Below are 23,182 nucleotides of genomic sequence, written 5' to 3'. Positions count from 1 at the left end.
GCAAAGAGGAAACCGTATGGAAAAAATATATACTACCCAGGAAGTTGCCGACCAGCTTAAAATCAAAAAATCGACCGTATATGAACTGATCAAACGGGGAGAATTAAAGGCTGCAAAGGTCGGCAAACAAATACGGATCAGCCAGGATCAGCTGGATGAATATTTAAAGACTCCAAAGAACGGCAGCTCTTTCCAGACGGAAGAGCCTCTTCCCCGGATCATGGATATTCCACAGTTTACAGCTGATGCCGCGATCCGGCAGATGGATTACCTTCTTAATACCAGCGGCCTGATCATAAGCAGCCAGGAATCCAGGGTGGCGGAGCTGCTCCGAAGCCAGCTCAGCCTTCACCCTGACAGCCTTCCTATCCTGCATTCCTATATGAATGATTATAACAGCCTGTATTCTCTTTATTATGAAAAAACTCATATGGCCCTCACCGCCTTCTGCACCGGCCGGGAAGGGCAGGAAATCAGTCAGATCCAAAATCTTCTGCCTGGAAAGGAAGTCGTAATCCTTCATATCTGCAGTCTTCAGGCAGGCCTTTACGTGAAAAAAGGGAATCCAAAGAAGCTGCGGGCCTTAAAGGATCTATGCCGCCCTGATGTCCGTTTTATAAACAGGGAGAAGGGAAACGGGTACAGGATTTACATGGACTCCAGCCTCTCAGCCCAAAACATTGTAAAGACTTCTATTTCGGGATATCAGAAAGAATGCCTCTCCCACATGTCAGCCGCAAACGCGGTCGCATCGGGAGATGCTGATGCGGGCATTGGTGATGTGTCCCACTTAGCTGCATATCCCCAGCTGGATTTTATTCCTTTGTCTGCTGCCTCCATGGACTTAGTCTTCTCCAGGGCGGCCATGAACCATCCGGCCTTTCAAAGCATTGCCGACACGGTAAACTCCCAGGAATTTAAGAACGGCCTTCTTCCTTTTAAGGGCTACAAGATCGAAAACACAGGGAAATGCACCTTTGTGGACGGCTGAATGAAACGACATTTTCCCCCATTAATAAATATTCGGCAAAATTTTAGTTGCATTCGCAACTATTTGTGTGTTAAACTAATTTAGAGCTAATAGAGTCTGCAGGCTCATGCACAATTCTGTGCAGATAATTATTCTTAAGAATCCCTATCATAAAAAACGGACAACAGGAGGTATCTATTTGAACCAAAAATTAAAAGAAAAAATTGTTGAATCTTTATCATCTGTCCTGCCCGTTACATGTATCGTGTTGATCTTGTGCATAACAATCACTCCCATGCCTCTTGACCCACTGATGCTGTTTCTGGTAGGGGCAACCCTTTTAATCGTTGGAATGGGCTTTTTTACACTGGGTGTGGATATGTCCATGATGATCATCGGAGAAAAAGCGGGTGCCCAACTGGCAAAATCAAAAAAGCTGCCGCTCATTGTTTTTGCCTGTTTTATCATTGGTTTTATCATTACCATAGCGGAACCGGATCTTCAGGTCCTGGCGGGGCAGACGCCGGCCGTTCCTGACATGGTCCTGATCCTTTCTGTGGCCGCAGGAGTCGGACTGTTCCTTGCAATCGCATTTCTAAGGACCTTATTTGGCTGGAGCTTATCCCATATCCTTATGATCTGCTATGCCGTACTCTTTGTTACATCCGCCTTTGTTCCCAAAGAATTTCTGGCTGTTGCCTTTGACTCCGGCGGCGTTACAACAGGCCCCATTACGGTGCCCTTTATCATGGCTCTTGGTGTCGGCCTCTCCTCTATCGGCAGAGGGAAAAACCAGGACAGCGACAGCTTCGGCCTGGTCGCCCTATGTTCCGTGGGACCCATTCTTTCTGTTATGATTCTGGGCCTTGCCTATGGATCTTCTGCAGCTGATTATGAGCCCATGGTGATTCCCTCCATAAATAATTCTCAGGACCTTTGGCTGGCCTTTCAGCATGAACTTCCTCACTATGCCTGGGAAGTCTTTTTGGCCCTCTTTCCTATTTTGCTGTTCTTCCTCATATTTCAGCTCTTCTTTTTGAAGCTAAGGAAAAGACAGCTGATCAAAATTATGGTTGGGCTCATTTACTCCTACATCGGACTGACGCTTTTCCTCACCGGCGTCAATGTTGGCTTTATGCCTGCCGGCAATTATCTGGGTCAGCAGCTTGCATCCCTTCCCTATAACTGGGTCATGGTTCCCATCGGCATGCTTATCGGTTTCTTCATTGTAAAGGCAGAGCCGGCCGTACAGGTCTTAAATAAGCAGGTTGAAGACATAACGGGAGGCTCTATTTCGGAAAAGACCATGATGACCGGATTATCCATCGGCATGGCCATTTCCCTTGGATTATCCGTCATAAGAGTCATGACAGGTCTTCCCCTTCTGGCTCTCCTGCTTCCCGGCTATGCACTTGCCCTTGGTTTATCCTTTGTGGTCCCGCCGATTTTTACATCCATTGCCTTTGACTCCGGCGGCGTTGCTTCCGGCCCTATGACTGCCACCTTCCTGCTTCCCTTTGCCATGGGAGCCTGCGAGGCTTTAGGAGGGAATATCGTAACTGATGCCTTTGGCATCGTAGCCATGGTCGCCATGACGCCTCTCATCATCATACAGCTCATCGGTGTCTCCTATCGCTACAAGACTAAAAAGGCCAATGTACCGGCAAGTACACCGCTCCTTAATATGGAGCTTGAATTCATCGAATTAGGAAAGGAGGAGGCTGATGATTTCCAATCGTAAAGTAAACTGGATTACGGTAATCGTAGACCGGGGAAAGGGTGAAAAAGCAGCTTCCGTTTTTAAAGAACACCATCAGGAACTGCTTCTCATCACCAGAGGACATGGAACCGCAAGCTCTGCCATCAAGGACTGCCTGGGGTTAGATGAACCGGAAAAAGATCTGGTCATCGGAATCGTGGAGGAAGCGGCTACCAAACGCTTATTATCTGCTCTTCATGAAATATTAGAGCTTGGAAAACCAGGTTACGGCATCGTATTTACTATTTCCCTGTCGGGAATCAGCGCCGCAGCTTCCAGTATATTAGAAGCTAACCTGTCAAAAGGGGATACGCCCCCTGTCACAGATTATCTCAAGGAGGATCGCTCTATGTCAGATACGATCAGATACGAACTAATTGCTGCTGTTATCAATACCGATCTTTCCGCTCCCATCATGGAAGCTGCCAGAAATGCCGGCTGCAAGGGCGGAACTCTGGTCAAAGCCAGAGAGGTTAGTACGGATGATTCCAAAAAGCTTTTTGGCCTGACCCTTTCCAATGAAAAGGAAATCCTTCTCATTCTGGTTCCCCTTGCGGATAAACAGGCGGTCCTTAAATCCATTTGTGAAACAGTGATGAAGGAAACAGGGGAACATGCCATCGCATTTTCTCTTCCAGTAGATGAAGTGGCCGGACTAAGCACTCTTGTAAAGTGAGTGAATGCTCTATGGACCGGTCCATAACCAAAACAGGCGGCAGTTTCGTATTCCCTTCATGGGACAGGAAGCTTCCGCCTGTTTTCTGCTATCTTAAGCCGCGATACAGGGCGCCAAGAAGCTCTCCCTTCGGATCCTGGCTCAGTTCCCAGACCATAGCGCCGCCTAAGTTTTTCGATTTGATATAATCAGATTTATAACCTATGGACTCTGGATCTTCATAGCTGATAAAGATCGTACCGTTAAACAGCCAGGGAACCTTTGACTGAGAATGGAGATGTCTGGTATAGCCTGCTTTATTTAAGTAGTTATCCTTAATATCCTGATATCCGATGGAACTCGAACCTCCAAACGGCTGGTATAATCCTTTGTTTGAATCATTTACAGAAGAATATAAGTATCCATAAAGCGGAATCCCCATTACCAGCTTTTCTGCCGGAAAAGAAGCATTCAGCCAGGCAGTGATCCCCTTATCCACACTTATTTTATACTGGGGGGAAGGATCGTCGTTGTCATATAAAGGAGCCAGAAGATCCGTGTGGGAATCCCAGTAGCCATGGAGATCGTAGGTCATGACATTTGCATAATCCAGATACTGGGCCAGCTTTGACAGCTCCACATTGTCTATGTAAGAGCGGTCCGCTCCCCCTGCAATGGTCAGTAAGTAATGCTTATTGTTAGCAGCCCCTCGTGCATCCAGCTTTTCACGTATCTTTTTAAGAAGCAGGGTGAAATTCTGCTTATCTTCCCCACGCCTTGCGTTTTCCGCCAAACCTCCGCTGACCGGATATTCCCAGTCTAAGTCAACTCCGTCAAATCCGTATTTTATAATGAAATCAACACAGCTGTCCGCAAATACGGTCCTGGACTCCTCTGTCAGAGCCGCATCTGAGAATTTCCCGGACCAGTTCCAGCCTCCAACGGAAATCAAGGTTTTTAAATCCGGATTGGTCTGTTTTAAAGAATTTAAAAGCTTTATATTGTCAGGATCCACTTCAGGATATCCAAGCGTAACCCTTAAGTCAGCGCCGATGTTTGCAAAGGCATAATTAATATGGGTCAGCTTTCCGGCATCTATCTGGTTTGGATAGTAATTATAGTAAGCAGCCCATGCTGCATAATATCCGACTAATTTGCCTGTCTGCCGGGGAGATGGCTCCGTGACAGACAAGGCTGACAGCTCTGCGACCGGCAGGGCTGATGATTCCGCTGCAAGTGCTTCAGGCGATGCAGACGATTCTGCGGAAACAAGAGCAGCCGTTTCAGAATTATCCGGAATGGGGCTGGGGGAAAGGGGAACTGCAGTGTCTGCAATGCTGGCTGCTGCCGGGCTTTGGGATTCTGCCAGGAAATCCTTGCCAGACTTTTCTGTAAATGCATCTCTGCTTAAAAGACATCCCAGGATGATCAACATAAAAACAGAAACAAACAGAAATGTTTTCTTCATAGTACTTTTTTTCATTACGTGATCCTTTTCTCTCTTTTATTTTTTCAAGTATAACATGCTGGTTTTTCTTTGAACAACGAGCAAAAAATGGATCAAATGCATATTTATGGATAATTTTCTTCTTGATTTTTTGTGCCTGAAATCTCTGACCTTATTGCAATCACAGGAAAAAGGCCCGCTCACCGCCAGAATACAGGCATACAGAGTTTATTTAATATCTGAAATTCCAAATAAAATACAGTCTACTCTTCGTCGATTGAAACATACTTTTACGTATGGTATGATTGGATAAAACCGACCTGAATAATGAAAGGGGTGCATACAATGAATGAAACATTGAATGTAATAGCTAAGCGGTATTCCTGCCGCGATTTTAAAAATGATATGCCGTCAGACGAAATACTCCGGGCCATCGCCGAAGCCGCCATACAGGCACCAAGTGGAATGAACCGTCAGGCATGGAGGGTAATTGTTGTAAAAGACAAAGATTTGATACAGGATATGGAATCGGAGGGCATGGCCTATCTGGCCGGCATGGAGGACAAATCCTCATATAACAGAATCATGGAACGGGGCGGCAGATTGTTTTATGGCGCACCATGTATGATCGTAGTTCCTATTGATCCGGCACAATATGCTCCCGCACTGATTGACTGCGGGATCCTGTGTCAAAATATCACTCTGGCTGCAACATCTTTAGGCATAGCCAACATTATGTGTGGATTTGCCGGCCTGGCCTTTGCCAGCGGAACACGTGCAGCGGAATTTACCAAACGTCTGGGCTTCCCTGATGGTTATGCCTTTGGCTGTTCCGTATTGCTGGGATATGCCAATACGGAAAAACCGCCTCATGTTCCGGATCATGATAAAATTACTTTTATTGAATCATAACCAAAATGGTAAATGATCAGATTTTAAGCGAAATCAGGACATGTCATAAAAAAGAATTGACCATATGAGGATCTTTCTTTATATTCATTTAAAGGGGCTGTAAAATAAGTCCCTCCTGAAATAGGATTCATATCAGCGAACGCTGATATGAATCCTATTTCAAATTTTATATTGATTTCGCCCGGAAAAATAATTATGATATCTTTGTTTAAGCAAAAAATGCGCACTCAATGTTACCCTTGGGAATCCAAGGGGATAAATGATTCCATCCCGCTGGCTTTTTATGCAGCTGTCAGTAACCGGCTTTTTTTATTATGATACTTGTAAAGATTATAACTACATGAAATTAAAGTGAGCTCAAGACTTACGTTCTTTTCGCCTCGTCTTTAGAGCCGTTTGTACGACTTATCCCACTTGATTACCCAAAGGTTCCCTCTGCCTGAATGCTTCGATTCATTCGCAAAAGTGCTCCATGAATGGATTCCAGGTTACTCATCACTTCTTGGTGGATTGCTGTTAATTCCTGATTCATGCATATGGTTCTGTTCCCGGATTTCTTTTTACAGCAGTCAGGCTTATATGGGCAGTCCTCACAGCTTTCACATTCGTATATTTCTTCTGTTCTTCCATACTTGTTTTTATATACTTGTTTCTTGTATTTAAACTTAAATCTTTTTCCATTCAGACAGATAAGAGCACCTGACTTATCTCTTTTAAAGTTGACAGCCCGGTATGGATCATTGTGGTATTTCTTATCCGTGGTTTCTTTTTTAAACATGGTAAACTTCATGAACTTTTCCATGCCGTGCTCTTCGCAGTAAAGATAATTATTATACGAACCATACCCGGCATCTGCAACTGGATATTTGGGATAATGTCCATAGATGCTGTTGAACTTTTCCATGAGCGGCACAAAGCATTCCATGTCAGAGGCGTAGGGTTTTACATCAACTGTTGCTATGTATTCATCACATATCGCCACCTGTAGATTGTAGGCCGGAAGGAGCTGGTCATTTCCCATATAGTCCCGTTTTATTCTCATGAAAGTAGCATCGCAGTCGGTCTTCGAATAGCTGTTTCTTTCATTTCCACATATTTCTATGTGCTTTGCATATGATTTCAGACGTTCCAGAAATCTTTGCATCTCCTGATATTGGCGCTGCTCCATACTTTTTCTGTGCCCAGTCCCTGACACAAACTTTATCATATCCAGGCCGGTTGCTGTTTTATAGTTTTCAAGTAATTCTGTGACATAATCAATGGCATATTCATTTCGCTTTTCAAGTTTTATTCCCATATAGTCTAAAACATTTGTATTCATCGAATCAATTAATGCCGATAGTTTTTCAAAAACTTTATCACGGTTACGAAGACATGATTTTTTCCACACCCAGGTATAACGGTTCGCATTTGCTTCGATTTTTGTGCCATCAATATATGTATGCTCCAGATCCACCTGATCCTTTTTAAAAATGTAGCTGTTAATATCGGTAAAGATCTGTTCAATTGAATCCGTCAATTCATTGCGAATTAGATTCCCAAACGTCGCAAAAGAAGGAGCCTTCATATCATCAAGGAGATAGATATATCGAATATCATTCCTGCAAAGTTTTTCTATTTCACGCAGAGAGCAGATGCCGTGCGCCATGAAAGCAAAGAGTATAACTTTAAGGAGTTTTTGTTCATCACATCTTGGACGACCTGTTTTGTATCCCTTCTCTACAAAATATCTTGATAGGTCAATGTGATCCATCACCTCACAAAAAGTGTATACCGGATCAGAAACATTAATTATTTTTTCGATATCTAATGGTAATTTCAACTGACGTGAGGTATAATTACCATTGGTGTGGTTTTTTAGTCGCATAATTAATTATACCAAAAAATCGCTGTGGTCTCACGACCTCAGCGATTTTTTTAGGGAAGTTTTTTTACAGCCCCTTTATTATTTATCCCGGTCAGTCATTCATCATTTCTCTTGCGGCACTGTTCAAAAACTTTATGAATGCAGACGGAATCTTCTGATATGTGATTCTTGTAACTGGAAACAGAATTAAAATCTGCAGCATCGTCAAACATACCATGGACTTATTTAGAAGGCAATACATTTCTATTTCACGGAGTCCTCTCCCTCTTCCGCCTCCAGCAAATAAGGTGTGATCTGATATACATAGAAATTCAGCCAGTTCCCATACAGCGTATTTGCCCCATTCCTCCAATTTAACACAGGCAATGTATCCGGATCATCATCCTCATAATAATTACAGGGAATAGCAGGATCCAGTCCTTTTCCCAAATCCCGGTGATACTCTCCGTCCAGGGTCATGCGGTCGTATTCCGGATGGCCCTGGATAAATACCTGCTTTCCATCCCGGCTCATCACAAGAAGGATCCCGGCCTCTTTTGACTCCGCCAGAATGATCAGCTCCGGATGCTTTTCAATGTCCTCCCGCCGAACCTCCGTATAGCGGGAATGAGGCGCCATCACATAATCATCCAGGCTGCGCACAAGGGGCACCTTCCGGTCCAGGACCTTGTGGCGGTAAATACCGGACAGCTTGCTGTCTCTCTTATATTTTGGTATGCCATAATGGTAGAAAAGTCCTGCCTGGGCTCCCCAGCAGATATGAAGGGAGCTGGTCACATGGGTTTTACTCCATTCCATGATCTTTTTTAACTCTTCCCAGTAATTGACCTCTTCAAATTCCATGTTTTCCACCGGGGCTCCGGTGATGATCATGCCATCGAACTTCTTTTTCCTCACTTCATCAAAATAGACATAAAATTTATTTAAGTGGCTGGCCGACGTATTCTTGGAAGTATGGCTCTCCAGCATCAGAAAGGAACAGTCCACCTGCAGGGGCGTATTGGACAAGGCCCGGAGAAGCTGGGTCTCAGTCTCCTCCTTTATCGGCATAAGGTTAATGATCAAAATCTGAAGAGGGCGGATGTCCTGGCTTAAAGCCCGGTCCTCATCCATCATAAAAATATTCTCTTTTTCCAGTATGGCTTTTGCAGGTAAATCCTTTTGTACTTTAATCGGCATAATTTATTCCTCCAGCATTTTTTATACGAAAAATCAAGCAGATATGTTCACATATCCGGTTGATTCACAACCCCTAGGTTGAAAGGCGATCTTCTTTCAGCCTTATAAAATCCTCTTCTGAGATAATGGGCACTCCTAGTTCCTTTGCCTTTTTATTTTTGGAAGAATTGGATGTAGTATCATTGTTGATCAGATAAGTCGTCTTGGAAGTCACTGAACCGGTGGCCTTGCCGCCGTGGGCTTCAATGTCCTCCTGAAGGGCTTTCCGGTTTTCATAGTGGTTCACAGAACCTGTAATGACAAAAGTCATTCCTTCAAAGATTCCATCTTCCCGGACCTCTGCCTCTCCCTCAATGGTGAGCTCAGGCAACAGGCGGTCCACCATCTCGTTGTTCTTTTCTTCCTTAAAATAAGTGATCCAGGCATCTGCAAGCACCTTGCCGATTCCGGGAACTGCTGTCAGCTCCTCTTCCTCAGCGGTGCGCATTTTCCCAAAATCAAACTTAAATTCCTGGCACAGCGTCTTTGCATTTGCCAGACCGATTCCAGCGATCCCCAGGCCATAGATCAGCCTTGGAAGGGTGGTATGGGAGGCCGTTTTTACTGCCTGAATCAGATTATCGTAGGATTTCCTTCCAAAGCCCTCCATCTGGGTAATGGTTTCCTCATGCTGCTCCAGATGGAAGATATCTGCAAATTCCCGGATAAATCCGGCTCCAATGAATTTTTCCAGGGTTGCTTCCGACAATCCGTCAATATTTAAGGCATTCCTGCTGACAAAAAGGGAAAAGCTTTTCAGCCGCTTGGCCTGACAGTCCGGGTTGGTGCAGTACAGGCTCTTCACATCATTAACCTTGCGGATCTCTGTTTTTCCGCTGCAGACAGGACATTGATCTGGGATCTGGATTTTTTTGCTTCTTGTCAGGTTATCGGCGATCTGAGGAATAATCATATTGGCCTTATAAACCGTGATCTCATCGCCCTCTCCCAGCTCCAAGGCCTCCATAATGCTTAAGTTGTGGACACTGGCCCGGCTCACTGTGGTCCCTTCCAGCTCTACGGGGTCAAAGATTGCCACCGGGTTGATGAGCCCGGTCCTGGACGCACTCCACTCAATGTGGTCAAGCCTTGTTTCCCGGATCTCGTCGGCCCACTTAAATGCGATGGCATTACGGGGAAATTTGGACGTACGTCCAAGGGCTTCTCCGTAAGCGATATCATCAAACAAAAGCACCAGGCCGTCTGATGGAACATCATAGCTGGAAATGGACTCAGAAAACTCCTCTACAGCCTCCGGCAGAGTATCCCTTGTCACCATACGATAATCCACCACATCAAAACCCTGCTTTTTTAACCATTCAAACTGTTCTTTTCTGGAATTAAGAAAATTAACACCTTCTGCCGTTACAAGAGCAAATGCCTTAAAGTTTACATTTCTCCGGGCAGTGATCTGGTTGTTTAGCTGCCTTACGGAACCGCTGCATAAATTCCTGGGGTTTTTGTATCTGGCGGCTAACTCCCCGATCTCTTCGTTGATCCGGTTAAAATCCGAATACTTAATCACTGCTTCCCCACGCAGGATGAGTTCTCCCTTATGGGATATATTTAAAGGAATATTGGAAAATACTTTTGCATTGTTTGTGATGACCTCACCGATCTCTCCGTTTCCCCTGGTTACGGCCTTTTGAAGGGTCCCCTGGTTGTAGGAAAGGACTACGGTCAGCCCGTCAAGCTTCCAGGACAGCACTCCCGTCTGGCTGCCCAGCCACTCCTGCAGGCTTTCCACGCTCTTGGTCTTATCAAGGGAAAGCATGGGTGTTTCGTGGGCTTCCTTGGGAAGCTCGCTTAAAACCTGGTATCCCACGTTCTGCGTCGGGCTTTTGGAGAGAATGACTCCGGTTTCCTCTTCTAAATCCTTAAGCTCATCGTAAAGCCTGTCATATTCATAATTGCTCATGATCTCCCGGCTTTCCTGGTAGTAGGCCTTTCCTGCTGCCGTGAGAAGGCTGACCAGCTCTTTCATTCTGCTTATTTTAGCGTCCATCAGATATCTCCTTTTTCTGTTCTTTATAGGAACGATTTGTCGAGCCTTTTAAGGCCTCTTTCATCTGGTGGTACTCCCTTTTCGAAAGCTCCCGGTAAGCTCCTGGCTTTAAATCTCCCAGTTCAACATTCATGATCCGCAATCGTTTTAACATCCGTACTTCAAAGCCCAGCTGGCCGCACATTCGGCGGATCTGGCGGTTTAGCCCCTGGGTCAGAATAATGCGGAATGCTTTTTCTCCTGCCTTTGTCACACGGCAGGGACTGGTGGTCACATTTAAGTCCGGAAGAAATACTCCCTTTTTCATCTTCCGGATGAAATCATCGGTAACCGGGCGGTTGACCTTCACCAGATATTCCTTTTCATGAGCATTTCCGCTGCGCATTATTTTATTCACCAGAGAGCCCTGGTTGGTCATGAGGATCAGCCCTTCCGAATCCTTGTCCAGGCGTCCCACAGGATAAATCCTCGCGGGGTAATTCACCATATCCACGATGTTGGGGGCACGGTCTTTATCCGATGTGGTACAGACGATGCCTTTTGGCTTATGGACTGCCAGAAGTACCGGATCTTCCTTATGGGTTTGATCTCCCTTTCCCGCAGAAACGGTCCGTCCGTTTACGGTAACTGACTGGCCGGGAAAAACCCTCTGACCGGGCGTGGCTGCCTGTCCGTTTATGGAAACCTTTCCAGCCTCAATGAAGCGGTCCGCCTCTCTTCGGGAACATATCCCAGCTTCACTTAAAAATTTATTCAGACGGATTCCTTCTGTCTCCATGTTTGTTCTCCCTTACTGTATACTAAATTAAAATTATAGCATTACCGGGAAGGTACGTCAATTTTATCCGCACATTTTGACCGGGGTTTTCTCCCATTTCCTGGGCAGCCGTATATTTAATAGAAATTTTCAAATTTTTACGTAAAATGCCCTTCCATTTTATATCTAGAGTTGAATTTTCTGGAATTTTATTATAAAATATAGGAAGATACATAAATCTTTTTATTTACTTTAGGAGGAATTGCTATGCCGTGGACACCAAATTTATCTGTAGGAATATCAATGATTGACGATCAGCATAAAATGTGGTTCGATAAAGCAGAAAAGCTGTTTGAAGCAGGGAAGAATAACCGGGCCAAAGAATATGTAGGAGAACTTCTTGACTTTTTGGATGATTACACAAAAAAGCATTTTGCAGACGAAGAAAGGTATATGATCAGCATTCACTACCCCGGCTATGGGGAGCAGAAGCAGGCTCATACCGCTTTCATCGCACAGCTGGACAAAATACGCAGTGAATACAAGTCTTCCGGAGGCAACTTACTGGTGATTTTAAATGCCAATCAGATGGTCGTGGATTGGCTCACAAAACATATTTCCAACATGGACAAAAAAATAGGTGAGTACGCAAAAAGTGTTCACAAATGATTTCTCACGAAAAAGGGCAGCCTCTTTGGCCGCTCTTTTTCGTGTAATGTCAAGCGGATATTCGCAATCCGCTTCGCTGCTTGCTTGATTCGGTTAAATAAACTTATATTTCACTTCACATCCGTAGGATATCCGGCTGCAGATGTTCACCACCCGCTCCATCACAGCAGATATTTTTCCCGTATCAACCTCAATATCCATTTCTTTTAAGTCTTCCGAGATTCTGATATCCTGCACCCCGTCAACCTTGGCAATCTCGCCCTCGATTCTTCTGGCTTTCAACCGGTCTGACAGGGCGTAAACGTGGTAGATTCGGCTCACGCTTCACCCTCCTTTCCCATTGGGTATTCTACCCCTATTGTAGACAAATAAAAGGGGTTTTAAACATCAGAGAAAGGCCCTTGCAACGGTCGTGAATAAAAAGCACACCACAAACCCGGTTACAGTGGGTACCAGCCAGGAAACAGCCGTCCATTTTATGCTCTGGGTCTCTTTCCTGATAGTAAGGCAGGTTGTGGAGCAGGGCCAGTGCATCAGGGAAAACAGCATGGTGCTGACAGCAGTGATCCAGGTCCAGCCATTGGCTACAAGAAGTTCTCTTAAGACGGATAAATCGCTGATATCCCGCAGACTCCCTTCTGCCGTGTAAGCCATGATGATAATGGGAACCACGATTTCATTGGCCGGAAAACCCAGGATAAATGCCAGAAGGATAACTCCATCCAAGCCCATGAGTCTGGCAAAAGGATCCAGAAAACCGGAACAGTGAGCCAGCAGTGTGGCATTTCCCACCGTTATATTGGCCAGAAGCCAGATGACCAGGCCGGCCGGAGCCGCCACTGAGATGGCACGGCCCAATACAAACAGGGTTCGGTCAAATATGGAACGCACAATGACCTTGCCGATCTGAGGTCTTCGATAAGGAGGCAGCTCCAGGGTAAAGGAAGAGGGGACCCCTTTTAATATGGTTGCCGACAATAGCTTTGATATGACAAGTGTCATGAAAATCCCCAGAATGATCACGCCTGACAGGATGGCCGCCGACAATATGGAGGAAAATGCACCGGAGGCTCCTCCTACAAAGAACATGGTGATAATGGCGATCATGGTGGGAAATGCGCCACCACCCAAAAGGCAACTTTACTCCGTACGACGAGTAAAGGGCTGACAGTTCCTTACTCGCCGTCAATAAAAATATGAAGATCCTTTCCATCCCAGACAATTTTCTTGACCAGCAATTTGATTAAGGTCCGCTTCTCCTCAATGGACAGCCTGTCAAAATTATCCTTGAAGCTGGATAGTACCGTAGACAGCATATCCACTTGAATTTCCCTGTCGCTTATGATATTAATATCTTTTTGCAGATAGGCTTGCTCTTCTTTTAAGGAAGATAATTCTTTGTCAAGCTCCGTGATTCTGGCGTTTATTCGTTCAATGAAAGCAGTTCCTAAATTCCCATGTGATAATGTATTGATTAAGTTCTCAATCTCACTGTTGCTTTTTTTTATTCTCTCATCAATATCTGCCATGGGGTTTTTTTGAACTTGCCCCTGTAAATCACGTTTCAGCTTTTCCAACAGCTTGTAGATACCTGAATTTTCATTGGTATACTGCAAAAGATATTCGCAAACCAAATCATCTGCCTGCTGGCCGTTGATATTCTGACAGTCACATAAGGCTAAACCTCCACGCAATTTATTGTTACAGATATAATCATACAAATCACGGTTTCCGCTTTTTCCGCTCCTCTGCTTTGCAAACATGCGGCTTTGGCATTTGCCACAGAAGATCAAACCAGACAGCAGGGAATAGTCATTGTGCATGACCGCAGGTTTCTTTCCTGTCGGTATATTGTTCTTCAGGGTATTCTGAATTTCTACCCACTTTTTACCAGATATACGCCCCTTGTGCTTTCCAATGGATACAATCCATTTATCTATATCCTGCCGCGGAGCATTCTTTTTTCTGTAATCACGTTTATTATAAGCTAACAAAGCATATTTCCCGGAGCACTCAGACTTATTAAAGCAAACATCTGCCTGATGTTCTGTAAAATAGTCCCACGCATCTTCATCAGCAATACAATAAACCGGATTTTGTAAAATCTCTTTTATGCCTGATAATGAAAATATTTTTCCGGTACGTGATACGATTCCCTGCTTGATTAAGTATTTACTGACACCCGACACACTGCGAAGTTCCAAAAATTTTTCAAAAATACAGTCAACGGTTTTTAATTCTTCCGGATTGTCCTTTAATTTGCATGAAGTTTTGACTTTACCATCAATAACGATTTCCTGCATTTTTTCGGAGGTGAATCCTGTTGGGGTAGTACCCCCCAGCCAGCGGCCAGTCCTTGCCAGCATCAGCATATTATCACGGACACGTTCTGCTATGGTTTCTCTTTCCAGTTGGGCAAAAACAGAAGCTATATACATCATAGCTTTTCCCATAGGTTTTGATGTATCAAATTCTTCTTTGATGCAGATAAAAGAAATATCGTGATTATTCAGATCCTCAATCAGGGAAGAAAAATCACTGACATTTCGACTGACACGATCAAGACGATAACAAACAACATAATCAGGTTTATTGGCCTTTATGTCACGGAGCATTTGCTGAAACTGTGGTCTGTCTGTGTTCTTTGCAGAAAAACCTTCGTCTTCATAAACAGTTATCACTGCTTGATCTGCATGGGGGAGTTTGGTAAAAATATACTCTTTGCACATTTCAATCTGATTTTCAACACTTTCCCCCTTGCCAGTGTAAATCGACTTTCGGCTGTAAATAAAGATTCTCAAAAGTTATTCACCGTCCTTTTTCTGTATCATAGAGACAATTAGCCAGAAAAGAGGAGGTTCTTTAAATCCTCCCCTTTTCTAATTATTAAGAGATAAAAACAGTAATGAAATGCCATTCCATATCTTGTTTCGGCAGCATTAAATATAGAACCAAGCTGATTATTTTTCCTTTAAATATTCCTATGCTTTTTAACAATCACACCAATCGGGAAGTCCCATTCTCTATATTTAATACCTTATACTTCATACTGCACTGTTTTTTATCGTGAGCCAAGCCAATACAGATTACTTCGCCTTTCAGTCCCGTATAATATCGGTTATCAAGTATTTGCTGTAACGCTTCCTCCTTCAGACGTTCTAAATCTTCCCCCTGCTTAAATTCAACAATCACATGACTGTGGGTAGGCATCAAGGCCTCCAGAGTAATATCACTTCTCCCATATCCAGCTTCAATGTTACTAGTCACCTTATAAGACCCTCTAAGCGCAATGCACATCCCCAAAAACATCATATGATACGCATTTTCTCTGGCATCCATATAGCTGGTGCATGATATGACAATATTCTGATATAATTCTAAAAAGCGTTTCATATCCTTTTTAAGAAGGCAGGAAAGCATCTGCTGTAAATCCAGTCCGTCAACTCCTGATATTTCAGCAATCAGCATCTGAAACTCCGACATCACTTCATCATTAGGTATCTTTACAACCACAGTATTGGAATCAATCCGTCTTAAGGCCGTCAAATATCCGGAATTTACCAGAAGCCCCCACAAGCTGTAATTACTATCCCTCTCTATATAGGAAGTCTCTAAGGTAAGCCATATGGGGATTTCTTTTCCTTCCGCCAGCTGATCAAAGTCATCCCAAAACTGCTTATCTGCTGTCTCCAATGCCTTTTTCACCAAAAAGTTAGAAGATGTATTAATCCAGTAATTATCCAGAGAACCCATGTCAGCATAATTTAAAATGGACCACGGATTATACATCTCTATACCTCCAAAACAATAGCCATCGTATTTGTCTTGCACATTTTCATTCAATGTAAGTCCATAATCCATTAAAAGTTTTTCTGTCTCCGGAGCAGTGAGACCAAAATATGAGGCATATTGTTTGTGCAGCACTGTATAAACCCTTGCATTATTAAACTGAGAAAATATGCTTTCCTTGGCGACCCTCTGTACTCCCGTAAGAAGCGCCTGGCTTAATGCAGCATTTCCTTTCATTGCACTCCCATAAAGATTGGAAAAGAATGTTCCAACTTCATGGTGGTAACCAAATTCATAGCTGCTTATAATGGGCTGATCATACTCGTCAATTAAAAGAATTGGGCTAAAGCCATAAGCTTCCTTTACAAAGTGCGTCAACTGTTGAATGGCAGTAGAATAAAGGGCATGAGGAGCTTGTGGATCTCTCAGAATCTGAATCATAGCATAAAAATCTTTTGATTCAAAAGAGTCCTTATCCATTTTATCCCGCAAAAGTTTTTCATATCGCAGATATTCCTGATACAGCTTCTGTTTAACAAGAAGTAACAGTTCATCAGCAGTTGTTCCTTTACAATCTTTAAATGTAAAATAAATAACGGGCCTTGAATTCATCAGATCCACATATTCCGTATTCATGATTGCCAATCCATCAAAAATATCCCTGCTATCTATTTCAATGTCAAAAAATTCCCTAAGCATTGTCATATTTAATGTCTTTCCGAATCTCCTGGGACGGGCAATCAGGGCCACTTCATCCTTCATCTCAATAAAATCCTTTATCATCAGGGTTTTATCCACGTAATAGGAGTCATTTTCACGTAATTTACGGAAATCATCATTTCCTATCGGTAAGATTCTTTTTACTCCCATGCCTTCTATCCTTTCTAAAATATTTGCAGTACATCTTATCCACATAATATCATATTCCTGCCATTCTTACCAGTCCAGGTTCCATGTATTATACCGATTATACTATTTCATCAGTTCCTGAAGCTTCCGGCAATTTATAGATTAGTAAGAAACTTTTTATTTAATACCTTATTATAATATACAATTCTCCAAACAAAAGCTAACAACACTCATAAAAATCCCACATTTTTTATTATATTTTCTCAAATTATTTGTATAACTGTTGATGATTATCTCCTTATAGCACTCCAGCAAATTAGTGCATGTGGATATATGCACTAATTTGCTGGAGTACTATAGTTGCTACTGTTAAACGATCCATAGATAAATCTTCAATCCCTTAAGGGACCTAAGTTCCTTAAGACTTTTAAAATTAGAGACACTTTAAGTAATATCCACCTCCCCCATAACAATATTAATAAAATTAAAGCATAATCCCCTGGTATAATAATTGGGGGGAAGAAACAACTAATTTTCTGTTGTATCTTCCCCATTGATTATTGATTCAAATTAACGTTTCCAGCGTCCTTCCTGGTCAATCAGATATCCATCCGGTGTCATTCCATTAACCAGCATGTCTCCATCAGCCCCGAGATAATACCAGCTATCTTTGTAGAAATACCACTCATTACACTTCATCGAGCCGTCCGAATTGAAATAGTACCACTTTTCATTCACCAGTGCCCAGCTATCGGCACACATGGAGCCGTCCGGATTCAGCAGATACCATTTATTCTGGTCAATCAGCCAGCCGGTCTGCATATTACTTTCCTGATCGAAATGATACCATTTCCCATTGATCTTCGCCCATTCATTTGTCGCATACGTTCCGTTATTCTTTTTAAACTTCCATGGCTCATTCTGTCCACCCAGCCACGTTCCGGTTACATTGTCATTCGGCGTATAGGTCACATTATCATCATCGTTATCGTTATTATCGTCATTATTTACCGAACGTCCCAGAACCTTGACTGTGAAGCTGTCACGGAAGGTTTTTTCCTCACCGTTTTTATCCACGCCGTCATACAGCACTTTGATTGTCTTGCTTCCCTGGGCTTCAAAGGACGGAATGTCCAGATCATACTCATCCTCCGAGAGCACTCTTTCCCTGCGTTCTGCATTGCTGGAGCTTGCCCTTCTTTCATAGGCCACTACCTTCATGCCTTCCGGATCAAAGTCCTCGCCGGTCTTATAAACCGTCTTATCCGGTTTTTTCTTTACTTCAATTCCTGTTGTATAATACTCTTCCCAGGCTTCCGCTACTTTTACGGTAAAGGAATCTGTAAATACTTCGTCTTTCCCCTCCTCATTTACCGCCTCGTACCGTACCACAACTTTTTTCGTTCCGGCCGTATCGAACTCTTCATGTTCTACCTGGTACTCATCCGGTTCAAGTTCCCTCGCCTTCCGGGTCGCATTACTGGCACTTGCTTTTTCGTAAGCCACAACCTTCATTCCTGCCGGATCAAACGCTTCACCGGTCTCATACGACAGTTTATTTGGTTTTCTCGTAACTTCAATTTCGGTAGTATAAACTTCACCCTCCGGTACTTCCATCACTTCAACAGTAAAGGAATCACTGAAATCCTCTTCTGCCCCTTCCTTGTTGACTGCATGGTATACAACGGTCACTTTCTTCGATCCCGGGGTATGGAAGCTGTCATGCTCTACCTCATATTCCTCCGGAGAAAGTTCTCTCGACCGGGCGGCGTTGCTTGCGCTGGCTTTCTCGAACACAGTGACTTCCATTCCGTCAGGCCCGAACACTTCACCGACTGCATATTCTGTCTGGTCAGGCTCTTTTGTTACTTTAATACTTTCCGTGTAATAACCGTTTTCTGTTCCCTTCAGTTCATCAACAGCCTTCTTAAGCACCTTTATCTGATCGTCTACTTCCTTCTGGGTTACATACGGTTTTTCTGCTGTCTTTCTGGCCTCTTCAATCACCTTTTTGATGGTTTCAATCGCTTCCGGAGAGTAGATATCTGTCTTCTCTGCTTCTTTTTCAGCTTCTTCAATCAGAGCTGTCAAGGCCTCCTTCTCTGCTGACGGCACCTCAGGATTGCGCAGCGCCTCAGTAACTGCCGGCAGATAGAATTCTTCAATTGCAGCAAAGTTTGGATGCGTTCCTGATCCATTTGTTCCAGGCAGACCATTACTGCCCAGGGAATCAAAAGTATACTTATTCTTGTGAGTCTCATTTCTGGTATCTAATTCCGCGTCGTCATAGAGATTGGCTACAGCCACATCCCACTTTGCACAGGCCATCAGTTCCAGCTCATGAAGTTTTTCCTGTACAATTTCATCCCGTGAACCGAGTTTATGTACCGCTACATAGATTAATTGCGCTCCCGGCCATTTCTGCTTCATTTCATGGATTGTCTTCTCAAATGCCCCTGCAAACGTATCTGGATCAAAGGACTCCGGATCACTGCTTTCACCTATGGTACCAAAAGCTTCATTGTCCTTATCCACAAGATACTCCGCGTCATTTGTCCCGCCGTTAAAGATCACGTAATCCGGTGTTTCTTCCGGCGCGTCATTAATCTGGGCCAGGATCTGTCCGCCTGAATAATTGGCCTCCATAATTGTTGCACCGTTTACCGCAAATTTCCGAAGCTCCATTCCCTCCTGATCTGCTGCAAAATCGGCAAAGCTGTGTTTCGTATACTGATGTCCGGCAACGATACTGTCACCAAAAGCATATACCGTATTTCCTTCCAGAGGCAGTTCCGATGTTTCTTCCGGCGCAGTCAGCTTGAAATTATCAATATACTGAGGCTTGGCATCCCACCAGTTGCAGGAGATCATTTTCGCCAGATTGACAGCCTCTGTCGGTTCGTCAACTTTCTGTGCAACAACCTTGCCGTCTGCTTCCGCGATGGAGTAGCTGACCGTTTTCTCCTCAAAATCAGCATGTATACGGATTTTATAAGTCGTGTTCTTGTTCATGTCGATATGGTCCCAGACCGGTTCTTCCGTTGCTGCCGCCTTTGAATCATCCACGGCGCCTCCGGTTACGGATGATCTCAAATCATTCTTATCTGCTGCCGCACAAATTGCAAACAACAGTCTTCCGTAGGAATCCCGGAATTCAAATCCCTGTTTATTTCCTGCTTTGCAGAAGTAATCAAACGTTAAGTCGATTCCCCTCTGTCCTGTAACTCCAGGTCCAAAGGTTTTGACTGCGGTAGTTGCATTTCCCATACCGCCTGCCGTAAGTACCAGCTTTCCATCCTCAACTTTCGTTCCAAATGAAAATCCGAAGTTCTCAGGCTCTGTCGGTGCATCAAAGTTCTCATCAATTACCGTATTTAAAAATGCTTCCGGCATCTCCTCCATTGGAATCGCTATATCGTGCTGATTAACCTTACCGCCTTCCAGCGTAATAGTATCAGTTATGTCTTTTCCGCCATGCGTTACTGTGATCTTAGCTTCACCGGGAACCAGTCCTTCCATAATGGAGTAGGCACCGCTCTCATTAGTCTTTGCTGTAACGGTCTTGTCCCCAATCGTCACTTCCACATCCACACTGGCAGCCGGATTTAACCCCTCCGTAACGCTGCCCCGGAGAATGACTGCATCAGGAGCCAGACGGACTTCAAACATGCCAATTGTCGGTGCGGCACTGTCCGCTTCAATCTGTGTCTTTGCTGAATCAAAAACCGCCTCAACACCCGCTTTTTCAAATGTAGGATAATCCACTCTTCCAATGTTGATACAGTTACCCAGGAAATCGGTATCTGACTGATCCAATGGAGTAAAATTAAACTTCGTTCCCCTTGATTTCAGCCCCTCATTTATGCTGTATCCGTTAGGATCCTTATCTACCCCTGCTCCAATCAGAGGAGAATTCGCTTTGGGTCTTAAGCCATTTGCTTCCAGAAGAACACCGGTTTCAAAACTTCCCATTCTTTCCAGAGACGGTGCTTCACCCTCAAATGGATCTTCTGTCAGCAGAATCGGATTTTTGTCCTTACTTGTAGGTGCTGTTCCGTAATATGCATTATTGTCAAAAGCAAAGCTGCTCCCGCCGCTGAAGTTAAATCCCTCTTTTTTGCCGTCGTAGAATACATTATTGAAGTAGGCAACATTTCCACCGCCCCATGGGTCGAAATTGCTGGTGCCGTTACCGTCTTTGCTGCGATAGAATATATTGTTATAAATCTGGAAGTATCCGCTTCCCATGGAATAATGGACGTAGCTGCTGCTACAATCCTGTACCAGATTATAACGGATCACTCCGGAGTTAAACTCAACACCGCACAGAAGGAACCCTTCTCCTGCATCGTGAATGTAGTTGTACTGGATCAAAGCGTTTGTTACCCGCCAGTCCGGATCAATAGCGTTGTTATCGGCGCCGCCGCCCTTATGAATTATGTCAGACACCTCATTATACTGAACTGCCACATTGTCTGTAAAATACAGTTCGATTCCGCAGGTTCCGATATGTTCCAGAACATTCCTCTGAATCACGGAATCCCTGCTGCTGGTTAAGTAAATACCATTGCAGGCATAAGCCGAAGCACCCTGGTTGATGTAGTTATCCTGAATGATAATGTTGCTGTGGGGATACCAGTTTGAATCGTAGTAGTCCGGTGCCCCATTTGTTTTGCTTCGATTCGCCCAGCCCGGATTTGTCGAGTATTGATTGCCGGAACCGTTCCACTGCTTAACAGTAACAGCACAGAAGGAATTATTGATAAATTCGCTGTCCTCGATCAAAATATCACTGAACTGAGTCGGCTGGTTGCCGCTGGGACTCAGACACTCAATCAAGATTCCGCCGGTACGCTTGGAGCCGTCAAGTCCTGCGTTGTTCATAATCCCGGCATCCTTAAGTCCTGTATCTCCAATCCAGCTCACTACTCCGGTCACATCATGTATCTTTAGATCATGGAGATGATAGCCTTTTAAAGAAGCCACATCACGGCCTGCGATATGGATTCCCCGGTAATCGCCCAACAGTTTGCCGTCCTTCTCATCGCGGGCGGCATTATTGGTTATGGGTGGAGTTCCGTCTCCGGTTCCATTTCCCGATAATTGCGAAAATCCTTCCACGGTATTAGAAATATCCAAACCGGTAATTTCCCAGTACTCCTGATTGTACAGGCATACTGCATCAGCGGCTTTACCATTTGTGGAAATCTTAGGCATGGCACCTTCGCCATAGGCACCGATGACTATTTTTTCTTCTGCGCTGCCGCTTCCCTGGGGAAACAGCGTCTCGTTCTCCCACTCGCTGCCGCACCGGAACAGAATCTGGTCTCCGGGAATAAAATGTTCCCGGTTCACACGGCCAAGAGTCTTCCATGCGGTTTCCTCAGAAGTACCGGCCGCGTTGTCGTCGCCGTCGCTGCTCACGTAGTATGCCGCGGCCGTTTCATGCTTTTGCTGGCCCATTACTTTTACAGACTGGATATAAACGGTTCCACGGCCCCAGCTGTCCGAATAGAACTGAATCGTATCAAGACTGTCTCCCACGGTTCTCGCCTTCTCATCATACAGCACATAGGCGCCATCCACAGAAACACGGAATGTATCTGTTTCAAGGTTAATATCCATGCGGACAGTCTGCCACGTTCCCGGAGCAGCAGCGCCTGCCGCCTTCTGGTTATTCTTATTTTCAACATGCGTCTTAAACTGATCCCAGTCTCCGTCAACAAAGAGTGTGTAAGCCACTTGTCCGCTTTTATCTTTCATGTACGGGATGCTCCACTGATTTGCATGGCTTTCCGTACCAAGCTTCAGCTTCGTCTCTACGGACACATAAGTGTACTGACTTTTCTCGATTCCCAGTGAATTTTTTACTAATTGTGTGTTGCCCCCATCCCCTGTCCGTGTGAGCTTAAGCGTTTTTCCCTCCGCTCCTTCTCCTGCGTCAGCCAGCTCCGCCGTTCCGGAACCTGCGCTGACCGTCCAGCCGCCGGGCAATGCATCCAGGCTGTCCATGCCACTGAAATCTACTGCTGTAATTTCTTTCCAGTAACCCGTATCGGCTGCTTTTCCTCCGCTTTCCGGTGAGGCCAGTGAAAACATACCCGATGCCATTGTCATACTGGTCACAAGGACTGCTGCTGTCATACGCCGAAACCATTTTCTCTGCTTCAATCTCATACAATTCTCCCTTTCCTTTTTTACTCCTTCTGCTGTTTAAGGCTCCCTAAAACAGCCTTCAAGATTTTCCTATATTCTATCCAAACCGGGCTTCCTTTCCTATGTAAT

Annotated in this window: 13 protein-coding genes and 2 pseudogenes; 5 read left to right on the top strand and 10 right to left on the bottom strand. The window is 44.4% G+C overall.

Translation table 11 applies throughout. From position 1 onward, the window contains the following. Positions 1-16 precede the first annotated feature (16 nt). The 3 genes from K401_RS0115865 (at position 17) to K401_RS0115855 (ending at position 3,405) form a co-directional block, all read left to right on the top strand. On the top strand, positions 17-991 hold the full coding sequence (locus K401_RS0115865; protein ID WP_024293864.1) for a substrate-binding domain-containing protein: 975 nt from the start codon (positions 17-19) through the stop codon (positions 989-991). Positions 992-1,169: 178 nt separating this feature from the next. Beyond that, on the top strand, positions 1,170-2,711 hold the full coding sequence (locus tag K401_RS0115860) for a DUF1538 domain-containing protein (protein ID WP_024293863.1): 1,542 nt from the start codon (positions 1,170-1,172) through the stop codon (positions 2,709-2,711). Beyond that, positions 2,698-3,405, top strand: a complete 708-nt coding sequence (locus K401_RS0115855) for a hypothetical protein (RefSeq protein WP_024293862.1) — start codon at positions 2,698-2,700, stop codon at positions 3,403-3,405. The genes K401_RS0115860 and K401_RS0115855 overlap by 14 nt, the downstream gene beginning before the upstream one ends. Before the next feature lie 88 nt (positions 3,406-3,493). On the opposite strand, the gene K401_RS0115850 is transcribed toward K401_RS0115855, so the two are convergent. After that, positions 3,494-4,852 (bottom strand): glycoside hydrolase family 18 protein, encoded by a 1,359-nt coding sequence (locus K401_RS0115850; protein WP_166435276.1) that lies wholly within the window; start codon positions 4,850-4,852, stop codon positions 3,494-3,496. Positions 4,853-5,176: 324 nt separating this feature from the next. Here K401_RS0115850 and K401_RS0115845 point away from each other — a divergent pair, with 324 nt between their 5' ends. After that, the gene (locus K401_RS0115845; RefSeq protein WP_024293860.1) at positions 5,177-5,743 is read left to right on the top strand and encodes a nitroreductase; all 567 of its coding nucleotides are present in this window, start codon (positions 5,177-5,179) and stop codon (positions 5,741-5,743) included. 281 nt (positions 5,744-6,024) lie between these two features. On the opposite strand, the pseudogene K401_RS31305 reads toward K401_RS0115845, so the two are convergent. The 4 genes and pseudogenes from K401_RS31305 to K401_RS0115820 all read right to left on the bottom strand — a co-directional run bounded on the left by K401_RS31305 (position 6,025) and on the right by K401_RS0115820 (position 11,611). Then, a pseudogene (locus tag K401_RS31305) lies at positions 6,025-7,610 on the bottom strand (transposase). A gap of 243 nt (positions 7,611-7,853) precedes the next feature. Continuing rightward, a complete protein-coding gene (gene metA, locus K401_RS0115830; RefSeq protein ID WP_024293859.1) occupies positions 7,854-8,789 on the bottom strand; it encodes a homoserine O-acetyltransferase MetA in 936 nt (311 codons plus the stop codon). Positions 8,790-8,862: 73 nt separating this feature from the next. Continuing rightward, positions 8,863-10,833, bottom strand: a complete 1,971-nt coding sequence (ligA, locus tag K401_RS0115825; RefSeq protein WP_024293858.1) for an NAD-dependent DNA ligase LigA — start codon at positions 10,831-10,833, stop codon at positions 8,863-8,865. After that, complete coding sequence (locus K401_RS0115820) at positions 10,823-11,611, bottom strand: pseudouridine synthase (protein WP_024293857.1); 789 nt, start codon at positions 11,609-11,611, stop codon at positions 10,823-10,825. Before K401_RS0115820 ends, ligA begins: the two co-directional genes overlap by 11 nt. A gap of 246 nt (positions 11,612-11,857) precedes the next feature. On the opposite strand from K401_RS0115820, the gene K401_RS0115815 reads away from it, so the two are divergent. Beyond that, entirely contained in the window at positions 11,858-12,259 is a 402-nt protein-coding gene (locus K401_RS0115815) for a bacteriohemerythrin (protein WP_024293856.1), read from the top strand. A gap of 93 nt (positions 12,260-12,352) precedes the next feature. Here the strand turns inward: K401_RS0115815 and K401_RS0115810 are convergent, their stop codons facing one another. The 5 genes and pseudogenes from K401_RS0115810 to K401_RS31935 form a co-directional block, all read right to left on the bottom strand. After that, positions 12,353-12,580: a hypothetical protein gene (locus tag K401_RS0115810; protein ID WP_024293855.1), complete on the bottom strand. Its 228-nt coding sequence runs from the start codon at positions 12,578-12,580 to the stop codon at positions 12,353-12,355. Positions 12,581-12,646: 66 nt separating this feature from the next. Beyond that, positions 12,647-13,381, bottom strand: a pseudogene (locus tag K401_RS0115805) (nucleoside recognition domain-containing protein); the annotation flags it as partial. 53 nt (positions 13,382-13,434) lie between these two features. Next, a complete protein-coding gene (locus K401_RS0115800) occupies positions 13,435-15,060 on the bottom strand; it encodes a recombinase family protein (protein WP_024293853.1) in 1,626 nt (541 codons plus the stop codon). 196 nt (positions 15,061-15,256) lie between these two features. Further along, positions 15,257-16,963 (bottom strand): AAA family ATPase, encoded by a 1,707-nt coding sequence (locus K401_RS0115795; protein WP_024293852.1) that lies wholly within the window; start codon positions 16,961-16,963, stop codon positions 15,257-15,259. A 504-nt stretch (positions 16,964-17,467) separates the two neighbouring features. After that, positions 17,468-23,074, bottom strand: coding sequence for a bacterial Ig-like domain-containing protein (locus K401_RS31935; RefSeq protein WP_024293851.1), 5,607 nt, complete (start codon positions 23,072-23,074; stop codon positions 17,468-17,470). Positions 23,075-23,182 lie beyond the last annotated feature (108 nt).

It is taken from the genome of Lacrimispora indolis DSM 755 (assembly GCF_000526995.1).
Lineage (GTDB): Bacteria > Bacillota > Clostridia > Lachnospirales > Lachnospiraceae > Lacrimispora > Lacrimispora indolis.
Note: the sequence above shows the minus strand (reverse complement) of the source record. Positions and strands in the feature narration are given on the sequence as shown.